20 protein-coding genes and 1 pseudogene are annotated in these 17,666 nt (G+C 61.8%); 17 read left to right on the plus strand and 4 right to left on the minus strand.

What is annotated here, in order from left to right:
* The first annotated feature begins 49 nt into the window (after positions 1–49).
* The 3 genes from OC450_RS06485 (at position 50) to OC450_RS06495 (ending at position 3,737) form a co-directional block, all read left to right on the plus strand.
* On the plus strand, positions 50–1,111 hold the full coding sequence (locus OC450_RS06485; protein WP_262047487.1) for an AI-2E family transporter: 1,062 nt from the start codon (positions 50–52) through the stop codon (positions 1,109–1,111).
* Positions 1,112–1,277: 166 nt separating this feature from the next.
* The gene (gene arsA, locus OC450_RS06490) at positions 1,278–3,032 is read left to right on the plus strand and encodes an arsenical pump-driving ATPase (protein ID WP_262047571.1); all 1,755 of its coding nucleotides are present in this window, start codon (positions 1,278–1,280) and stop codon (positions 3,030–3,032) included.
* Between the two features lie 180 nt (positions 3,033–3,212).
* The gene (locus OC450_RS06495; RefSeq protein WP_315986382.1) at positions 3,213–3,737 is read left to right on the plus strand and encodes a DUF6789 family protein; all 525 of its coding nucleotides are present in this window, start codon (positions 3,213–3,215) and stop codon (positions 3,735–3,737) included.
* A 206-nt stretch (positions 3,738–3,943) separates the two neighbouring features.
* Here the strand turns inward: OC450_RS06495 and OC450_RS06500 are convergent, their stop codons facing one another.
* The 3 genes from OC450_RS06500 to OC450_RS06510 all read right to left on the minus strand — a co-directional run bounded on the left by OC450_RS06500 (position 3,944) and on the right by OC450_RS06510 (position 5,862).
* On the minus strand, positions 3,944–5,029 hold the full coding sequence (locus OC450_RS06500; protein ID WP_262047572.1) for a YeeE/YedE family protein: 1,086 nt from the start codon (positions 5,027–5,029) through the stop codon (positions 3,944–3,946).
* A gap of 77 nt (positions 5,030–5,106) precedes the next feature.
* Positions 5,107–5,457, minus strand: coding sequence for an ArsR/SmtB family transcription factor (locus OC450_RS06505; RefSeq protein ID WP_211382535.1), 351 nt, complete (start codon positions 5,455–5,457; stop codon positions 5,107–5,109).
* A 24-nt stretch (positions 5,458–5,481) separates the two neighbouring features.
* Entirely contained in the window at positions 5,482–5,862 is a 381-nt protein-coding gene (locus OC450_RS06510; RefSeq protein ID WP_262047488.1) for a thioredoxin, read from the minus strand.
* 77 nt (positions 5,863–5,939) lie between these two features.
* On the opposite strand from OC450_RS06510, the gene OC450_RS06515 reads away from it, so the two are divergent.
* Complete coding sequence (locus tag OC450_RS06515) at positions 5,940–6,671, plus strand: cytochrome c biogenesis CcdA family protein (protein WP_211382537.1); 732 nt, start codon at positions 5,940–5,942, stop codon at positions 6,669–6,671.
* Here the strand turns inward: OC450_RS06515 and OC450_RS06520 are convergent, their stop codons facing one another.
* A complete protein-coding gene (locus OC450_RS06520) occupies positions 6,672–7,385 on the minus strand; it encodes a hypothetical protein (RefSeq protein WP_262047489.1) in 714 nt (237 codons plus the stop codon).
* Positions 7,386–7,529: 144 nt separating this feature from the next.
* Between OC450_RS06520 and OC450_RS06525 the strand changes: the two genes are divergently transcribed.
* The 13 genes and pseudogenes from OC450_RS06525 (at position 7,530) to OC450_RS06585 (ending at position 17,656) form a co-directional block, all read left to right on the plus strand.
* On the plus strand, positions 7,530–8,054 hold the full coding sequence (locus OC450_RS06525) for a thioredoxin family protein (protein ID WP_262047573.1): 525 nt from the start codon (positions 7,530–7,532) through the stop codon (positions 8,052–8,054).
* Positions 8,055–8,187: 133 nt separating this feature from the next.
* On the plus strand, positions 8,188–8,631 hold the full coding sequence (gene soxX, locus OC450_RS06530; protein ID WP_262047490.1) for a sulfur oxidation c-type cytochrome SoxX: 444 nt from the start codon (positions 8,188–8,190) through the stop codon (positions 8,629–8,631).
* A 19-nt stretch (positions 8,632–8,650) separates the two neighbouring features.
* Positions 8,651–9,103, plus strand: coding sequence for a thiosulfate oxidation carrier protein SoxY (gene soxY, locus OC450_RS06535; protein ID WP_211382541.1), 453 nt, complete (start codon positions 8,651–8,653; stop codon positions 9,101–9,103).
* A 16-nt stretch (positions 9,104–9,119) separates the two neighbouring features.
* Complete coding sequence (gene soxZ, locus OC450_RS06540; protein WP_211382542.1) at positions 9,120–9,446, plus strand: thiosulfate oxidation carrier complex protein SoxZ; 327 nt, start codon at positions 9,120–9,122, stop codon at positions 9,444–9,446.
* A 32-nt stretch (positions 9,447–9,478) separates the two neighbouring features.
* On the plus strand, positions 9,479–10,303 hold the full coding sequence (gene soxA / locus OC450_RS06545) for a sulfur oxidation c-type cytochrome SoxA (RefSeq protein ID WP_211382543.1): 825 nt from the start codon (positions 9,479–9,481) through the stop codon (positions 10,301–10,303).
* Positions 10,304–10,336: 33 nt separating this feature from the next.
* Positions 10,337–12,028 (plus strand): thiosulfohydrolase SoxB, encoded by a 1,692-nt coding sequence (soxB, locus tag OC450_RS06550; protein WP_262047491.1) that lies wholly within the window; start codon positions 10,337–10,339, stop codon positions 12,026–12,028.
* Positions 12,029–12,033: 5 nt separating this feature from the next.
* A complete protein-coding gene (soxC, locus tag OC450_RS06555) occupies positions 12,034–13,299 on the plus strand; it encodes a sulfite dehydrogenase (RefSeq protein WP_211382545.1) in 1,266 nt (421 codons plus the stop codon).
* Complete coding sequence (locus OC450_RS06560) at positions 13,268–13,975, plus strand: c-type cytochrome (RefSeq protein WP_211382546.1); 708 nt, start codon at positions 13,268–13,270, stop codon at positions 13,973–13,975. Before soxC ends, OC450_RS06560 begins: the two co-directional genes overlap by 32 nt.
* A gap of 71 nt (positions 13,976–14,046) precedes the next feature.
* Positions 14,047–14,436, plus strand: coding sequence for a hypothetical protein (locus tag OC450_RS06565; protein ID WP_211382547.1), 390 nt, complete (start codon positions 14,047–14,049; stop codon positions 14,434–14,436).
* 15 nt (positions 14,437–14,451) lie between these two features.
* Positions 14,452–15,351 (plus strand): alpha/beta hydrolase, encoded by a 900-nt coding sequence (locus OC450_RS06570; RefSeq protein WP_262047492.1) that lies wholly within the window; start codon positions 14,452–14,454, stop codon positions 15,349–15,351.
* Positions 15,352–15,359: 8 nt separating this feature from the next.
* Positions 15,360–15,798: pseudogene (locus OC450_RS06575) on the plus strand (hypothetical protein).
* Between the two features lie 115 nt (positions 15,799–15,913).
* Positions 15,914–16,999, plus strand: coding sequence for a YeeE/YedE family protein (locus OC450_RS06580; protein WP_262047493.1), 1,086 nt, complete (start codon positions 15,914–15,916; stop codon positions 16,997–16,999).
* Positions 17,000–17,104: 105 nt separating this feature from the next.
* On the plus strand, positions 17,105–17,656 hold the full coding sequence (locus tag OC450_RS06585; RefSeq protein ID WP_211382551.1) for a YeeE/YedE thiosulfate transporter family protein: 552 nt from the start codon (positions 17,105–17,107) through the stop codon (positions 17,654–17,656).
* Positions 17,657–17,666 lie beyond the last annotated feature (10 nt).

Here is a 17,666-nt window from a genome sequence, read left to right on the forward strand (position 1 = left end):
AGCGGAGTTGCATTGTGTAAGGTCGCACTCGGTTCAACAGGAAGCCTACATGAGCACCTTCGAAGACAAAGTGTTCCTTTCCCTGGTCGTCGCAGTCTCACTCGCGTTCGGATGGATTCTCTGGCCATTCTACGGCGCGATTCTCTGGGGCGTTGTGGCGGTCGTGGTGTTTGCTCCGCTGTACCGGCGACTGTTGGAGATTCTCGATCATAGGCACAGCCTGGCTGCTATCTTGACGGTCATGATTATCGTGATGATGGTCATTTTGCCGTTGGCGTTGGTCGGTGGAGCGCTGGCTCGGGAAGCATCTTCCGTGTACGGGCGTGTCCAGTCAGGCGAACTGGATCTCGTCCGGTCGTTCCAGCAGATTGTGGATGCACTTCCCTCCTGGCTAACCAGTCTGCTCGATCGCTTCGGCCTCGCGAGCCTTGGTGGGGTTCAGGACAAAGTGTCTGGTGCCCTCTTGAAGGGCAGCCAGTTCATTGCTGCACAGGCGCTTGAGATCGGTCAAAGCACTTTCGGGTTCTTTGTGAACCTCTTCGCCATGCTGTACTTGCTGTTCTTCCTGTTTCGCGACGAGACGACGCTGTCGAGGCGCGTGAAAGGCGCAATACCGCTGCGCCCGGAACAATTGAACGCTCTTCTGCTCAAATTCACCATCGTTATCCGGGCGACCGTCAAGGGAGACTTGCTCGTCGCACTGCTGCAAGGTGGTCTTGGCGGAGTGATATTCTGGTTCCTGGGTATAAACGCATCGCTGCTGTGGGCAGTCTTGATGGCCTTCCTCTCGCTGCTGCCCGCGATAGGGTCTGGCTTGGTCTGGATGCCGGTGGCGATCTATCTACTTGCAACCGGCGCTATCTGGCAGGGCATCGTCCTGATTGCCTACGGTGCCTTCGTCATTGGCCTGGTGGACAATTTCCTGCGGCCGATGCTCGTGGGTAAAGACACCAAGATGCCCGACTATGTGGTGTTTTTTTCGACGCTTGGCGGGATCGAAGCCTTCGGTCTCAACGGCTTTGTCATCGGCCCCGTGATCGCTGCCATGTTTATCGCGCTGTGGGATATATTCTCGGACTCGCGACAGAGGAGCGACGGCGCCGCGGCTTGAGTCTTTTCAAGAGCTCAAGCGGCCATGACAGGGCATGGGCCCGAAAAGCGGATTATTCAGCGGACGTCCGTTGATCCATCGCAACAAAGATTTGGAGCGCTGCTATCTAATCCCCGGGTCCCGACCGAGGCCAACCACGCGGGGGGCTTGAGTGGAATAGCTTATGATGTCTCACTTTCGCGCGCTGAATGCCCCGACGCCGTATCTGTTTTTTACAGGAAAGGGCGGTGTTGGTAAGACGTCTCTTGCGTGCGCCACCGCCGTTGCCCTTGCGGACCGCGGACTTCGCGTTCTTCTCGTCAGTACCGATCCTGCCTCGAACCTCGACGAGATGCTCGAGGTCGGTCTGACCGATCGCCCAACGCCGGTGCCAAACGTGACCGGACTTTCGGCGATGAATATCGATCCCGAGGCTGCTGCGGAGAGTTATCGTGCACGGGTCCTTGAACAGCTCGGACCGCAAGTTACCGCTCCCGAGCGGTCGACCGTGCGCGAGCAACTGTCCGGCGCCTGCACCACTGAAATTGCCGCCTTCGACGAATTTGTAGGGCTGCTCGACGGCGATATTGCGGGCTTCGATCACATCATATTCGACACCGCCCCGACCGGCCACACGCTACGCCTCCTCAGCCTCCCAAAGGCATGGACCGGCTTTCTCAAGGATAATGATCGGGGAGCGTCCTGCCTCGGGCCACACTCGGGTCTGAAGATGCAGGAGAATCGCTTTCGCAAGGCGCTCGAGGCGCTGGGTGATTCCGCGCGGACCACCATCGTCCTGGTCACTCGCGCCGACCGGGGTGCGATCCGTGAAGCGGCCAGGACGGCCGGCGAACTCGACGGGCTCAATCTGTCGAACCAGCTCATCGTGGTGAATGGGGGTTTCCACGCCTCGGACCCGACGGATGCCGTCGCAGTTGCCCTCGAGCGGGATCAGGACGAGGCGTTGGCGGCAATGCCTGCCTCTCTCAAAAAACTGCCGCGAGACGAAATTCCATTGGTCGCTTTCGACATCGTCGGCCTGACGGCACTGAGGGGGCTCCTGTCGCCCTCCAGTCAACCGTCAGGTGCAATTATCAAGTCAGACCCAGAGACAATTGACCTGCCGGGTCTTGAGCGGTTGGTCGATGAAATTGCGCTGGGCAAGCACGGACTCATCATGGTCATGGGGAAGGGTGGCGTCGGAAAGACGACGATCGCTGCCGCTGTCGCCGTGGGATTGGCCAAGCGAGGCCATGCGGTCCACCTCAGCACGACCGATCCTGCAGCTCACGTTGCCTTCGTCGTTGATGGCGTTATGCCCGGCCTGACGGTCGACCGGATCGACCCGCGGGTCGAGACAGAGCGGTATGTCGCGAAGATATTGGCGAGCCGGGGCCGTGACCTCGACGAGCAAGGCAAGGCCCTGCTCGTCGAGGACCTTGCTTCGCCATGTACCGAGGAGGTCGCCGTGTTCCATGCCTTCTCGCACGTTGTTGCGGAGGCCCGGAGCGCGTTCGTGGTGCTCGATACTGCGCCAACTGGCCACACACTGCTCCTGCTGGATGCGACCGGCGCCTATCATCGCCAGATGACCAGCCAACTTGCACCGGGCGGATCGGGGCGTATCGTTACCCCGCTGATGAGGCTGCAGGACCCCGCATACACAAAGGTGATCCTGGTTACGCTGCCGGAGACGACGCCCGTTTCCGAGGCCGCTTCCCTTCAGGATGACCTGCGGCGTGCCGGTATCGATCCGTTCGGCTGGGTCATCAACAAGAGCCTCGCCGTCTCGGGGACTCGCGATCCTCTGCTGCGGCTTCGGCTCGATCATGAGCGAACGCAGATCGCTCGCGTTCGAAACAGGCTTACAAAGCGGGCCTTCATTATTGGATGGCGAAACAAGCCGCCGATCGGAGTGGACGAACTACGAACTCTGTCATGAACGTCCAGAAGCCAAGTCCATCCGACGACCAACGAGCTCCCGATACGTCGAGTTGGGCACCGTTGGCAAATGAAGAGCGGACATCTGCGGGGGGCCTGCTTCGCGCAAATGCCGGACCGCACTCCAGCTGTTTGACGCAGATCAACGTGATTGGAAATGTACCTTGCAAACTGTTTAGCCATGCAAACAACGGAGCTGCAAACAACGGGGCTAACGACACCTCCTCGTCGAACTCACACGGTGTGGGAGTGGATCTGGAAGTCCGCCATATCTGGATTTTGCGGTAGCGCCGCTTCGACGGCGCTCATGTACTTCAAGGCCAAGGCCGGAATCCTGCCGTCATTCCAGCCCTACGAGAACTTCCAGATGGCTGCAGGCCACTTGTTCGGGCACGACATTCACCCAGGAATCCTTTGGCTGGTTTCGTTTTTCAACGGATCGACCGTGATCGGCCTCGTCTTTGGGTATCTCTATCGATATCTGCCCGGGGGCAGCGGCACCTCCAAGGGACTGGTCTTCGGCATCTGCGGTTGGCTGGTGATGAATCTCCTGGCGTTTCCGATGATCGGTCTCGGCTCGTTTGCAACCTCAACCGGACTGGGCTTTTGGCCTGCGATGTTTTCGTTGGCCATGCTCACAACGTATAGTCTGGCGATGGGATCAGTTTACGGCGTACTGGAGCGATCTGAAGGAGCGAGACGATAGCGTGCATGGGATCATCAACCAACGGAAGCCCATCGACCTGATCGCCGTGGCGCAAGATCCGAATTGAAATTCCTCGTTTCTTCAATCGATAGTCTAGTATAACTCGACAATCGCTCGAGCGTATCGTCGATACCTAAGGCTGGTTGATCGATACGCTGCATGCCGGGCAAACCCGGCTGAGCCCGGCGAGCCTGTTTCGTCTCTCTCTATGCTGACGCACCAAACATCCGCCGGATCGCCGGCCACCATTCTCCGGTCATCGTATATTCGAGGCCAAGCCGCGCTCCGCAGGCGATGGCCAGCATCGTGATGGGCGCGGAGAGAGCGAGTGTGGAGAATGCGGAAAGGCCTTGTCCGATGGTGCAGCCCATAGACAGGATGCCGCCCGTTCCCATCAGCAGGGCGCCGATCATGTGACGCTTCAGCTCACGAGCGTCGTCGCAGGCCTCCCAGCGGAAGCCGCGCGAAAACAGCGCGGCGAGAAATGATCCGAGGACGACACCCGCAACCGACCCGATGCCGAAGTCGGCGCGACTGCCAGAGAACGTCGCAACGTACAGAATACTGTTTCCAAGCGGGGCGACGAAGGTGAGAGAGGCCAGACGATCGGGGTCGAACTCGTCGTGGCCGAGCCAGCCGGTCGCGAACCAGCCAAAGGCGACCGCCAGCCCCGCGGTGCCGCCGGCAAACAGCAAGCGCCGCGAGCGAAGGAGGTGGCCGTCAGCCAAGGCCCAGCCGACCAGCGAAAGCGACACGCAACTCGCCACGATGGCCCGTGCGTGAGTCCCGAAAACCGGCGCGAGCAGGGAGTCGAGACTTTGTGTCGTGCCTTCGGGAAGCCGGACGGAGAGGGGCTCGATCAGGGCGAGCCGCATGAAGCCGGTCAATCCACGCATTGCTGCGAGGGCGGAAATGCCTATCACGAGATAAGCTACGATTGCCCTGAGATCTCCGCCGCCGATTCGCACCAGTGTCCCAAAACCGCACGTGCCCACCAGAGCCATCCCGATGCCGAAGGCCAGCCCGCCTATGATTGCTCCGCCCAGTCCGATTGAGGAAGACAAGTAGATCGACGTGGAAAGGTCGATGAGACCAAGCGCCGCCATCGACTGGGTCAGGAGCAATGCAATCCCGGCAGCGAACGCAAACGACTTCAGCCGGCGCGTATCGGACGCGTAGAAGGCATCCTCCAGCATCGCAAGCGTGCAGAAGCGACCCGCGCGGCCGGCGACACCAAGCGCAGCGCCGGCGAGCAGCCCGTACACCAGGCTGACCTGAGAGAGGGTGAGCATATCCTCCGGATTTTCCTTGTCGTTCGCTTCGGGCAGTCTGCGCCAGGAAAGACCAGGAATCCAGAGCAATCCCGGCGTCAGCGCCGTCGGCGGCGTACCGGCTCGCAGAACACGTCGTAGATCGCGGTCAGAATCTTGCGTACGTCGTCATTCGCCAGGCTGTAGTAGATGGCCTTGCCGTCGCGACGGGTCGTCACCAGGCGATCGAGTCGTAGGCGCGCGAGCTGCTGGGACACTGTCGACTGGCGTTCACCGAGAAATTGCTCGAGCTCCGTGACCGATTTCTCCCCCTCGGCGAGAATGCAGAGCAGCAACAGCCGTGATTCATGCGAGAGCGCCTTCAGCATGTCGCTCGCCTCGCGTGCCCTCTCGATCATCTGCTCGAGCTCGGCGGAGCCCTCGATATCCTTCAACTTCGGCAGCGGCATGTCTTGCTCATTCCTCTCGCACCGTCAGGACTGACCTGCCCGCAATCCCGCATTGAGAAGGATCCGGTCCAGCAGCCCGAAAAAGAACGCATCCCCCGGGTAGCCCCTGATGCGTCCAACTTCACGCCCTTTATCTACTATCACGAATGTCGGTGTGAAAGGACCGGCGTCAATCCCAACAAGGTCCGTCGGCAGAGGTCGATCCACGTCAATGCGACGAAGCGGTGCGGATCGGCTCTCGTCCGTATTGGGGTAGATTGGTGCGATCTCGGCATTGAACCGCGCGCACCACACGCAACCTGCGCGCTCGAACATCACGAGCTCGGCGGCAAGCGCGCTCCCCAACTGAAGCGGCAACAGGGCAATGGCTATTGCTGCCAAGAATAGGAAACGGGCAGGGGACATCGCTGGACGTATCTTCTGGACTTCTCGACGGTATTATATCATTAAATTCGTATACGTATAGAGGGGAGCGGAGCAGTATGGGTCTGGACGTCTCGCTCGGCGCCGCCTTTCTTGCCGGTCTTCTCTCATTTCTCTCACCCTGCATCCTGCCGCTGGTACCGCCTTTCCTCTGCTACATGGCCGGCGTCTCGGTGACGGACCTGCCCGCCGAGGGGGCCCGGACAAGAGGGCGCGTTCTGCTTTCCGCCCTTTGTTTCGTGGCTGGATTTTCCCTCGTCTTCGTCGCCCTTGGATCGAGCGCAACGCTGCTGGGGCGCTTCATCTCGGCACATCTTTCGGCGCTAGGCACGATTGCGGGGATTCTGATCATTGTCATGGGCGTGCACTTTCTGGGGTTGATCAGAATTCCACTTCTTTACCGTAGCGCGACCGTCCAGATCGAGAATAAGCCGGCGGGTCTTGCCGGAGCATTCGTGATGGGACTTGCCTTTGCGTTCGGGTGGACGCCTTGTGCCGGGCCGATCCTTGCAGCGGTGCTGCTGATGGCGGGCTCCGAAGATACGACCGGTCGCGGTGCGCTGCTGCTGCTGTCCTATTCCGCGGGGACCGGCGTTCCCTTCATGATCGCCGCCGCCTTTACCGGCCATTTCATCGCGTGGCTTGGACGCGCGCGCAGGCACCTGGGGACCATCGAAAGGGCGATGGGCGTGTTTCTCGTAGCGACGGGCCTCGTGTTTCTCTCGGGCTTCATGCCCTGGATTTCTCAATGGCTGCTCGAGCGCTTCCCCGGGCTGACCAACGTCGGTTGACTAGCCGAAGCGAAAGTCGAGGAGTTGGGCGAAGGATTGCAGCTCGATCAGGTAACGATGGACAAGCGGAGCGTCGCCGGAGAGCGCGGCGCGGGATATCTCGCCGGAGCTTGCGATAGCGCCGTCGATCAGCCGGCGAAACTCAGACTGCTTCGAGATTTCGACGCTCGCCCAGTCGTTACAGCGCTGCAACCGGTCGCCGAACACGCTGGCGGCCGCAACCGTCCCTTCGGCCCGATGAGGAAGTTGTTCGCCGAATCGCGTCGCTTCGTCGCGAAGCGTGGTCATTGCAGGCCCGAGTTCGAAGACACAGTCGCTGAGATCGTAAAGGCCGGAGTGACGTCGCAGCTCGCGAAGCGCGCGTCGCAGGCCTTGCACTTCCCTGATCGCGCTGTCGGCATCGCCGCGGTCGAGTGCACGGTCGGCGGCAATGAGCTGTTCCCGCCCTGTTGTGAGAAAAGCATCCAATGCGACCGGTGGATACGGAGGTATTGCCGTGCCCTTGAAGTGCTGCAACTGCTTCCAGCCGACCAGGGCATCGCTGATCTCGATCTGCGCGAGTGCGATGTTACCCGTCCTCGCATAACTCATGGCCGTGCGCAGATTTGCCATCACAGGAACGATCCCGTTGGCGAATTCCGGGGGAGCTTCCGCGCCCGCGGCAGCGACATTCAAAGTGAGCCACAGCAATATCGTCGTGACGCGCCGCAACATCGGAAATCCTTGTCATATTCTAATATTCGAATATCATGAACGCAATTCTATAATGTGCAAGCAGGCAGGATGCACCTTTCCATCGCAACACCAAACGGCCTCACCAGACGCGGATTTCTCGCGTTCGCTCCCGTGGTGCTCGTGATGATGCAATCATCCGTTGCGCGCGCGGAGGCGATGCTGGGCGACGATGGGCTCTATCACCAGCCATGGTTCTTGCAGAGCTTTCTCGACCTTCGCGAGGATCTCGAGACGGCTGCTTCAAACCGCAAGCGGCTTGCCGTCATGTGGGAGCTGCGCGGCTGTCCATATTGCCGCGAAACGCACCTTGTGAACTTCGCCGACCCGGCGATCGCGGGCTATATTCGAGACAATTTTGAAGTCTTGCAGCTCAACCTGATCGGCTCGCGCAAGGTCGTCGACTTCGACGGGACGGAACTTGCCGAAAGGGACCTGGCGCAGAAATACGGCATCCGGTTCACTCCCACGTTTCAGTTCTTTCCGGCGACGGCCGACGGCATCGGCGGCAAGGAGCCTGCTGCGCGCGAAGTCGCCCGGGCGCCCGGCTATCTGAAGCCGCAGCACTTCCTTGCCATGTTTCACTTCGTGCGCGAGGAAGGCTACAGGCGGGGCAGTTTCCGCGACTTTCTGGAGCACCCGAAGGGGTAGGCGGGGCGGCTGCGGACAGTCGCAGAAATGTCCTTGACATCGTCCATCATATACAAATATCGTAATAAGTGAATTTGATGGGATCGTAAGTCCGTCATCACAACAAGCGAGAGTCTCGCAAAGGGATGGAAACATGCGCCGCCTCCTGCCGGCTGCCTTCCTGCTTGCCGTTTCTGCAGCCGCCGCGACGGCGCAGCAATCCGTCAAGCTCGATGTCGTCAACGACTCGCTCCCGAAATCCTTGAGCGGCGCGCCGGGCAATGCCGATGCAGGGAAGAAGGTTTTCCTGGCGCGCACGCTCGGCAACTGTCTCGCCTGTCATCAAGTGACGAGCCTCAAGTCCGAGGAATTCCACGGCGAGTTCGGCCCGTCGCTCGACGGTGTGGCCGGCCGCTACACCGAGGCGCAACTCAGGCTCATCGTGGCCGATCCCAAGCTCATCTTCACCGACACCGTGATGCCGGCGTTCTACAAGAACGAAGGCCTGAGCCGCGTGCGCCCCGAATTTGCCGGCAAGACCATTCTTTCGGCCGCGCAGGTCGAGGATGTGGTCGCATTTCTCGAAACACTAAAATGATGCCCCAGGAGAAATTGAGATGAAGCCCATCAGTCGAAGGCAGGCATTCGCGCTCGGGGGCGGCTTCGTCGCGCTGACCCTGGTGCCAATGGCTGCCGATGCGCAGGTGTCGAACGATGCCGCGCAATGGATCGCGAAGTTCACCGGCGGAAAGGAAGCGGCGAAGGGCAAGATTTCACTCGATTTGCCCGAGATTGCAGAGAACGGCAACACGGTCCCCCTGTCGTTGACCGTCCAGAGCCCGATGACCGCGGAGTCTTACGTCAAGGAAGTGATGCTGATTGCGGACGGCAATCCGAATGCCGGTGTTGCCACGCTGATGTTCTCGCCGCTCTCCGGCAAGGCGGAGGCTGCGGTCCGCATCCGGCTGGCCGCGACCCAGAACGTGATCGCACTCGCGAAAATGAGCGACGGTTCGCTGTTCACCGAGCAGAAGACGGTGAAGGTGACCATCGGCGGCTGCGGCGGCTGACAGAGGGGAAACGATCATGGCAGACAAACCGCGCATCAAGCTTCCCAAGGAAGCCACCAAGGGCGAGATCATCCAGATCAAGACCCTGGTTTCGCACGTGATGGAATCCGGTCAGCGCAAGGACGCGCAGGGAAAGCCGATTCCGAGAAAGATCATCAACAAGTTCAGCTGCGAGTTCAACGGCAAGCCTGTCTTCGCTTGCGCGCTCGAGCCCGCGATCTCGGCCAACCCGTACATCCAGTTCACCGCGCGGGTCGACGAGGACGGCACGTTCAAGTTCGCATGGACCGACGATGACGGCACGGTGATCACGGCCGAGGAAAAGATCGCGATCAAAGCTTGATCCCCACGATCAAATCAGAACGGAGAGCGCGAATGCCGTATCGTCATGTCGGCCTGCTGGCCGCCGTCGTTGCCATAACCGCGCTGGCTGGCGTACCCGCTGCCGCTCAGGATGCCGGGCGAAAGGGCATACCTGCGCCTCCCGGACACGTCTTCAAGACCATCATCTCGGGTTACGAATTCCGCACCAAGGAGACCCGGGCGGTGCAGGACGACGACCTCGAGAACCCGGGCTTTCTCGCCGTCGAGCGCGCCGCCGATGTCTGGAAGAAAGTCGAAGGCAGCGAAGGCAAGTCGTGCATGAGCTGCCATGGCGAGGCAGAGAAGTCCATGAAGGGTGTCGGCGCCGCCATGCCGAAGTGGGACGACAAGCTGAAGAAGCCGGTCAATCTCGAGCAGCGCATCAACATGTGCCGCAGCGAACACATGAAGGCGGAGCCTTGGGCATTCAAGTCACAGGCGCTCACCGATATGACCACTTTCGTGCGGTACCAGTCGCACGGAATGCCGGTGGCGGTGAAGACCGACGGCCCGATGTCACCCTGGTTCGAGCGCGGCAAGCAGATCTACTACACCCGCTATGGACAGCTCGATCTCGCCTGCGCGTCTTGCCACGAGCGCAACAACGGAAAGTTCATGCGCGCCGACTTCCTGAGCCAGGGGCAGACCAACGGCTTTCCCACTTACCGATTGCGGGATCAGCGCCTGGTCCCGCTGCACGAACGCTTCGAGGGCTGCATGTTCGACGTCCGCGCCGAGCCCTTCAAGCCGCTTTCCGACGAGTTTCTCGCGCTCGAGCTTTATGTCGGTTGGCGCGGCATTGGACTGCCGGTGGAGACCCCTTCGGTCCGCAACTGAGCCATCTGGAAGGCATGCAAGGGAACGGAACGGATGATCTCGCGCCGTGAATTCATTCAGGTTGCCGCAGCGACGGCCGCGCTTGCTGGTGGAACAGGTCTGGGCCTTGGCCGGGCTGCCGCCCAGCAACGGCTGACGCAGAAGGACCTGCTGGCATTCGAGCCGCTCGGCAACGTAACGCTCGTGCATGTCACCGACATCCACGGCCAGCTGATGCCGCTCTACTTTCGCGAACCCTCGACCAATCTCGGCGTTGGGGAAGCGAAGGGACTGCCGCCGCACGTTACGGGCGCTGAGTTCCTGTCACGGTTCGGCATCGCGCCCGGCTCGTCGGCTGCCTATGCGTTGACGTCCGAGGATTTCGAGGCGCTGGCGAAGAACTATGGCAAGATCGGCGGACTGGATCGCGCCGCTACCGTGATCAAGTCGATCCGCGCCGAGCGCGGCGATAAGGTCGTGCTGCTTGACGGCGGCGACACCTGGCAAGGCTCGTGGTCGTCTCTGAAAACGCGCGGCCAGGACATGATCGACTGCATGGCCCTGCTGAAGCCGGACGCGATGACCGGCCATTGGGAGTTCACGTATGGCGCCGAGCGGGTCAAGCAGGCGATCGAAGGTCTGGGTTTCCCGTTTCTTGGGCTGAACATCCGCGACACCGAGTGGAATGAGGCGGCGTTCGAGGCCTCCACCATGCTCGAGCGCGGCGGGGTCAAGATCGCTGTGCTGGGCCAGGCGTTTCCGTATACGCCGGTCGCCAACCCGCGTTGGATGATTCCGAACTGGTCTTTCGGCGTGCGCGAGGAGGACGTCCAGGCGCAGGTCGACAAGGCTCGCAAGGGCGGCGCGCAGCTCGTGGTGCTGCTGTCGCATAACGGATTCGATGTTGATCGCAAGCTAGCCAGCCGCGTCAAGGGGCTCGACGTTATCCTCACCGGGCACACGCATGATGCGCTGCCGGAGGCGGTGAAGGTTGGCAAGACCCTGCTGATCGCGTCCGGTTCGTCCGGAAAGTTCGTCTCGCGTCTCGACCTCGACGTGCGCGCCGGCGAGGTGAAGGCGTTCCGCTACAAGCTGATTCCGCTCTTTTCCGACGCCATCGCGCCGGACGAGGAGATGGCGGCCAAGATCGCCGAGGTGCGCAAGCCGTTCGCCGGAGAGCTCGGCAAGATTCTCGGCAAGACGGAGTCGCTGCTCTACCGGCGTGGCAATTTCAACGGGACTTTCGACGATCTCATCTGCCAGGCGCTGTTGCAGGAGCGCGATGCGGAGATCGCGCTGTCGCCCGGCTTCCGCTGGGGTACCAGCGTGCTACCCGGACAGGACATCACTTTCGAGGACGTGACCAACGCAACCGCGATCACCTACCCCGCAGTCTATCGCATGGGCATGACCGGCGCGCGGCTGAAGGAGATCATCGAGGACGTCGCCGACAACCTCTTCAACGTCGATCCCTACTATCAGCAGGGCGGCGACATGGTGCGGATCGGAGGTCTCGCCTACGCCATCGACGTCGCCAAGCCGCAGGGCCAGCGCATTACCGCCATGCAGCTCGTCAAGACCGGAGCTCCGATCGAGGCAGGCCGGGAATACCAGGTGGCAGGCTGGGCCAGCGTGAACGAGGGAACGGAAGGCCCTGCGATCTGGGATGTGGTTGCGAACTACCTGACCCGACAGAAAACCGTGCGGCTCGAGCCCAATCGTGCCGTCAAGGTCACCGGAGCTTGAGATCGATGACGACAGAGAGTCCGAAGCAATCCCGACGGAGCTTTCTCGCTGCCGGTGCCGGCGTTGCCGCGACCGTCCTGGCGAAGCCCGCAACTGCCGCCGGCAATCCTGCAAACCAGCCTCCGAACGTACCCGACTGGAGCAAGTCCCTCGGTGAAGGCGTGGCGGTGCGCCCCTATGGCAAGCCGTCGAAATTCGAGAAGGACGTCATCCGTCGCGATGTCGAATGGCTGACGGCGTCACGGGAATCGTCGGTCAGCTTCACGCCGCTCCACGAGCTCGAAGGCATCATCACGCCCAACGGGCTCTGCTTCGAGCGCCATCACGGTGGCATCGCGGAGATAGACCCTGCGGATCATCGCCTGGTGATCCATGGCCTCGTCGAACGCCCGTTGATCCTCTCGCTCGAGGAATTGAAGCGCTACCCGCGCGTCAATCGCATTCATTTCATGGAATGCGCGGCCAATTCAGGCATGGAGTGGCGCGGCGCGCAGCTCAACGGCTGCCAGTTCACGCACGGCATGGTTCATTGCGTGCAGTATACGGGCGTCTCCCTGCGCACCCTTCTGGAAGAAGCGGGCGTCAAAAGCAACGGAAAATGGCTCCTCGTGGAGGGCGCCGATGCGGCCGCGATGGACCGCAGCCTGCCGATCGAGAAGGCGCTGGATGACTGCATCATCGCCTACAAGATGAATGGCGAGGCCCTCTATCCGGAGCAGGGCTATCCGATGCGGCTCGTGGTCCCGGGCTGGCAGGGAAACCTGTGGGTGAAGTGGCTTCGCCGGATAAAGGTCGGCGATCAGCCCTGGCACACCCGGGAGGAGACGTCGAAATACACCGATCTGTTGCCGAACGGAAAGGCGCGTCGCTTCACCTGGGTGATGGACGCCAAGTCGGTGATCACGAGTCCAAGCCCGCAAGCCCCGATCAAGCACGGCAAGGGCTTCACAATCATCTCGGGCCTGGCCTGGAGCGGCAACGGCAAGGTCAAGCGCGTCGATGTTTCGCTCGACGGCGGTCGCAACTGGCGTCAGGCGCGGCTCGACGGCCCCGTGCTCGACAAGGCGCTGACGCGCTTCTACTACGAGTTCGACTGGAACGGCGAGCCGCTTCTGCTGCAATCGCGCGTGCAGGACGAGACCGGCTACGTGCAGCCGACCAAGGTCGACCTCCGCAAAATCCGCGGCGTCAATTCGATCTATCACAACAACGGTATCCAGACCTGGCACGTACTGGCCAATGGTGAGGTCGAGAATGTTGAAGTTGCCTAGATTGTTTGCCGCGGCGGCCCTGGCCTGCCTGATTAACACTCCGCTGTTGGCCGGAGAGAAGCCCGACGCGAAAGGCGGACCGAAATACAACATCGGACGCGCTCCGACTGCGGAGGAAATCCGCGGCTGGGACATCGACGTTCGGCCGGACGGGCAGGGACTACCCGAAGGCAAGGGTACGGTCGCCCAGGGCGAAAAGCTCTTCATGGACAATTGCTCCTCCTGCCATGGCGAGTTCGGCGAGGGCAATGGCCGCTGGCCTGTGCTCGCCGGCGGCAAGGGATCACTGACCAGCGACAATCCGGTAAAGACGGTCGGCTCGTACTGGCCTTATGCCTCGACGGTATTCGACTATGTCCGCCACGCCATGCCCTATGGAAACGCGGAGTCGCTCTCGGTCGATGAGTATTATGCGCTGGTGGCCTATGTTCTGTTCCTGAACGACGTGATCACGGATCAGAATTTCGAGCTCAGCAACAAGAACCTGGCGTCGATCAAAATGCCCAATGAGCAGGGCTTCTACATGGACGACCGCACGACGTCGGAAAAGGCTTTCTGGCAGAAGGATCCCTGCATGAAGGACTGTCTCGGACCGGTCAAGATCACGGGACGGGCCGCCGCCATCGATGTGACGCCCGAAGATTCGAAGGAAGGCAAGCCGCGAGGCGTCGAGTGACAAATTCCGTGGTGAGCCGCCGTGTCCTTTGCTTCACGGCCCTCTCCGCAGCGGTTTTCGTCGATGCGGCAATGAATGCGACCCGCGCCGCCGAGCCGCACAGGCTCGCGCTCCAGATCAGTGATGACGAACCCGCAAAGATGCGGGCGGTACTTGATATCGCGGCCAACGTATCTCGCTACTATTCCGGCCACGGCGAGGAGGTCGAGATCACCGTGGTCGCCTTCAATGGGGGACTGGACATGCTGCTGGACGATCGCTCGCCCGTCCACGAGCGGATGGGAAATTTCGCGAAATCCATGCCCAACGTGAGTTTTGTCGCTTGCGGCAATACGCTCGACACGCTGACCGCGAGGGACGGCAAGCGGCCCCGGCTGATGCCGGGCGTCAGGGTCGTCGAGGCCGGTGTTGCCGAGCTGCTCGACCTGGCGGAGAAGAACTGGACGATCATTCGTCCGTAATTGGGGTCGTCCTGAATGCGCCTTCTGGCCGTGCTTTTCGTCCTGGTATTTTCTCAGCCGCTGTTGGCCGCCGAGCAGGAACGCGAGCTGACCGTCGGCGGTCGCGTGGCGCTGGCGACTTTGCGCACGCCGAAGCCGATGACGGCGGAGACGCCGCTGGTGGTGATGACCCACGGCACGCTGGCCCACAAGGACATGGAGACCATCCAGGGGCTCGCCAGGCTGCTGCAGGAGCGCGGCATCGCGACGCTGGCGCACAATCTGACGCTCGGCCTCGATCGTCGCAAGGGCATGTTCGATTGCGCACAGAAGCACGACTATCTGACGGGCGACGCCGTCGCGGAGATCGGCGCGTGGATTGCCGAAGCCGGGAAGTCGTCGCGGCGGATTTATGCCTTTGGCCATTCCCGGGGAGCCAACCGGGTTGTGCGCTACCTGACGGCCGGATCTGACGCCGTGCGTGGGGCGGTGCTGCTTGCTCCGGCGACCCGCGCGACCGAGATCGACCTGCGCGCGGCCTATGCCAAGACCTATGGCGCGCCGCTCTCGCCGTTGCTGGATCAGGCTTCACGGGCGGTCGATGCGGGCCGCGGCGGCGAGTGGATCAATGTTCGCGGGTTTATCTATTGTCGCGATGCGGTCGTCACGCCGCGCGCCTTCCTGTCCTTCTACCGGGATGATCCGCTGCAGGACACGGCGGCTTTCGCCGCCACGCTGAAGCTCCCCGTCCTGGTACTCGCCGGCGCCAAGGACACCACGGTTCCCGATGTCCTGCCGTCATTCGGCCCATTGGCGGCCAGGCAGAGCGGCAACATTCGCATCGCGACCATCGACGATGCGGATCATTTCTTTCGGGACCTGGCGGCGGAAGACGCTGCGGACCGCATTGCGGAGTTCGTCAAGCAGACGCCTTAGGAGGAATCATGGAACGTCGATCGTTGCTGAGTGCCGGTGTCACGTTGCTGCTGGGGGCTTTCGGGGCCGGACAGGCCGTTGCCGCAGCTGGGCCCGGCCCGCGGCAGCGCGTGGTCTACCATCTTGCAGATATCGATCGCGTCGTGTTCGTGCTCGGCAATATCCAGAACCACGTCGACGGCGTTGGCGGGCCTGGTCAGGCCGACATTCGGCTCGTCGTTCACGGTCCGGCGCTGCGCGCCTTTCACGCGCTGTCGGCGGATAGCCACGTCGTCTCCACGATGGAGCGGCAAAGAGCAAGTCGGCTTCGACGCTTGCGCCAACACGATGAAGGCCCAGGGCGTGAAGCTCGACGATCTCACCCCGGGGTTCGTCGTGGCCGAGAAGGGCGGTGTCGTCCGGCTGGCCGAGCTGCAACAGCAGGGCTATGCCTATCTGCGCCCCTGAGCGCTTCGAAAATGCGTTATCGCCCTGTTCGACATCTGGTCGGTTTTGATCTGGCTCATTTGGGGAAAATGCAGGATCGATAGACTGGGCAGATCTCGAGGGAGTCGAAGCGAACGTGCTGACGTCCATCGCCGATCTCATAGGTGAGGATCTGCTGTCGTGGATCGGCGGGCTTCTGGTCGGCGGCCTTTTCGGCTTCTTCGCGCAACGCAGCCGTTTTTGCCTCCGCGCCGCGGCGATCGAGTTTTCGCGCGGGCAAGCAGGGCAGCGACTGGCGGTCTGGTTGTTGACCTTTGCCGGCGCTCTGATGGGAACGCAGTTGCTGGTTGCACTCGGATGGCTTGACGTCTCCGAGGCGCGTCAGCTTGCCCAGCAGGGCAGTATCTCCGGCGCGCTGATCGGCGGCTTGATGTTCGGTTGCGGCATGGTGTTGGCGCGAGGCTGCGCGAGCCGCCTGCTGGTGCTTTCGGCCAACGGCAACCTGCGCGCCCTTCTATCGGGTCTGGTGTTCGCTGTTGCGGCACAAGCAGCCTATCGCGGCCTGCTGTCGCCGGCTCGGGAGTGGCTGACCAATCTTTGGCTGATCAACGGCGGCCCGTCGCGGGACATCATGAGCCTGGTGGGCGGCGGGACGCCGGAAAAGCTTGCCTTCAGCGCGATCTGGCTGTTGGCCGGCTTCGGTTTCGCGTTTCGCAGCCGCCTTGCTCCACGGTTGCTCTGGTCCGCGCTTCTGACCGGCGCGGCCGTCGTTGCAGGCTGGGTTTTCACTTACCAACTGTCCCAGTCCTCTTTTTCGCCCGTGGCGCTGAAGAGTCTCACTTTCAGCGGACCATCCGCCGAGGTCCTGACCGTCGTGCTGAACAGTCCTTACATTCGTCTTGATTTCGATCTGGGTATCATCCCGGGCGTTTTTCTCGGTTCTTTCGCCGCCGCCGCCTGTGGGCACGAGCTCCGGCTGGAGGGCTTTTCCGACGGGCTCGGCATGCGCCGCTACCTGATCGGCGCCGTCCTGATGGGGTTCGGCGCCATGCTGGCCGGCGGCTGCGCCGTCGGCGCCGGAATCACGGGCGCCTCGGTGTTCGCATTGACGGCATGGCTCGTGCTTATCGGCATGTGGGTCGGGGCGGCACTCACCGATCTGCTCGTCGACCGCGGCTGGTCACCACAGCTGCGCCACGCCGCCAGCGCCGAGCGCGCGTGACGTGCCGGTATTATTTTAGATATTGCTAAATTCAATTTATTGAATATAAATAGTCTCGATGGCCATAGCGGCGGCCGCGAAAGTCGCTTTCGGGGAAGACGCACCATGACGACGATCACCCATGATATCGCACGAGACGTGCCGCGAAGTGCCCGGATCGACTGGTCCCCTTATCTGGTCGGCGCCGGCATCGGCATCCTGAGCTGGATCGCGTTCGGCCTGTTTGGCGATCCGCTCGGCGTCACCACCGCGTATTCACGCATCGCATCGCTGTTTGCCACGCCGTTCATCGGTGCCGATGCGGTTGCGCAAAACAGCTATTGGAAGAGCATGCCGCTGAAGTGGGACTACGGCGTTTGGTTCCTGGTCGGCATTCCCTTCGGCGCCTTCGTATCGGCCGTGCTGTCGGGGACCTGGCGCCTCGAACTCGTGCCCGAAGTCTGGAAGGAGCGTTTCGGCCCATCGGTGACGAAGCGCTTCATCGCCGCTTTTGCCGGCGGGGTCGTCATCATGTACGGCGCGCGCCTCGCCGGCGGCTGCACCAGCGGCCACGGCATCTCCGGCGGCCTTCAGCTTGCGCTGTCGAGCTGGCTGTTCCTGGGGGTGATGTTCGCAACCGGTCTCGTCGTGTCGGCCGTCATGTTCCGCAAGTCCTGAGGAGACGATC

It is taken from the genome of Bradyrhizobium sp. Bra78, assembly GCF_024519855.1.
In the GTDB taxonomy this organism is placed as follows: domain Bacteria; phylum Pseudomonadota; class Alphaproteobacteria; order Rhizobiales; family Xanthobacteraceae; genus Bradyrhizobium; species Bradyrhizobium japonicum_G.

Coding starts and splice junctions, on each gene's coding strand:
- OC450_RS06500 (WP_262047572.1), bottom strand. CDS start 5,029: ATGCTCACCCTCTCTCAGGTCAGCCTGGTGTACGGGCTGCTCGCCGGC.
- OC450_RS06525 (WP_262047573.1), top strand. CDS start 7,530: ATGATGCAATCATCCGTTGCGCGCGCGGAGGCGATGCTGGGCGACGAT.
- OC450_RS06585 (WP_211382551.1), top strand. CDS start 17,105: ATGACGACGATCACCCATGATATCGCACGAGACGTGCCGCGAAGTGCC.
- OC450_RS06520 (WP_262047489.1), bottom strand. CDS start 7,385: ATGTTGCGGCGCGTCACGACGATATTGCTGTGGCTCACTTTGAATGTC.
- soxX (WP_262047490.1), top strand. CDS start 8,188: ATGCGCCGCCTCCTGCCGGCTGCCTTCCTGCTTGCCGTTTCTGCAGCC.
- OC450_RS06510 (WP_262047488.1), bottom strand. CDS start 5,862: ATGTCCCCTGCCCGTTTCCTATTCTTGGCAGCAATAGCCATTGCCCTG.
- OC450_RS06495 (WP_315986382.1), top strand. CDS start 3,213: ATGCAAACAACGGAGCTGCAAACAACGGGGCTAACGACACCTCCTCGT.
- soxA (WP_211382543.1), top strand. CDS start 9,479: ATGCCGTATCGTCATGTCGGCCTGCTGGCCGCCGTCGTTGCCATAACC.
- OC450_RS06565 (WP_211382547.1), top strand. CDS start 14,047: ATGAATGCGACCCGCGCCGCCGAGCCGCACAGGCTCGCGCTCCAGATC.
- OC450_RS06505 (WP_211382535.1), bottom strand. CDS start 5,457: ATGCCGCTGCCGAAGTTGAAGGATATCGAGGGCTCCGCCGAGCTCGAG.
- soxY (WP_211382541.1), top strand. CDS start 8,651: ATGAAGCCCATCAGTCGAAGGCAGGCATTCGCGCTCGGGGGCGGCTTC.
- arsA (WP_262047571.1), top strand. CDS start 1,278: ATGTCTCACTTTCGCGCGCTGAATGCCCCGACGCCGTATCTGTTTTTT.
- soxB (WP_262047491.1), top strand. CDS start 10,337: ATGATCTCGCGCCGTGAATTCATTCAGGTTGCCGCAGCGACGGCCGCG.
- OC450_RS06570 (WP_262047492.1), top strand. CDS start 14,452: ATGCGCCTTCTGGCCGTGCTTTTCGTCCTGGTATTTTCTCAGCCGCTG.
- OC450_RS06485 (WP_262047487.1), top strand. CDS start 50: ATGAGCACCTTCGAAGACAAAGTGTTCCTTTCCCTGGTCGTCGCAGTC.
- OC450_RS06560 (WP_211382546.1), top strand. CDS start 13,268: ATGGTGAGGTCGAGAATGTTGAAGTTGCCTAGATTGTTTGCCGCGGCG.
- OC450_RS06515 (WP_211382537.1), top strand. CDS start 5,940: ATGGGTCTGGACGTCTCGCTCGGCGCCGCCTTTCTTGCCGGTCTTCTC.
- soxZ (WP_211382542.1), top strand. CDS start 9,120: ATGGCAGACAAACCGCGCATCAAGCTTCCCAAGGAAGCCACCAAGGGC.
- soxC (WP_211382545.1), top strand. CDS start 12,034: ATGACGACAGAGAGTCCGAAGCAATCCCGACGGAGCTTTCTCGCTGCC.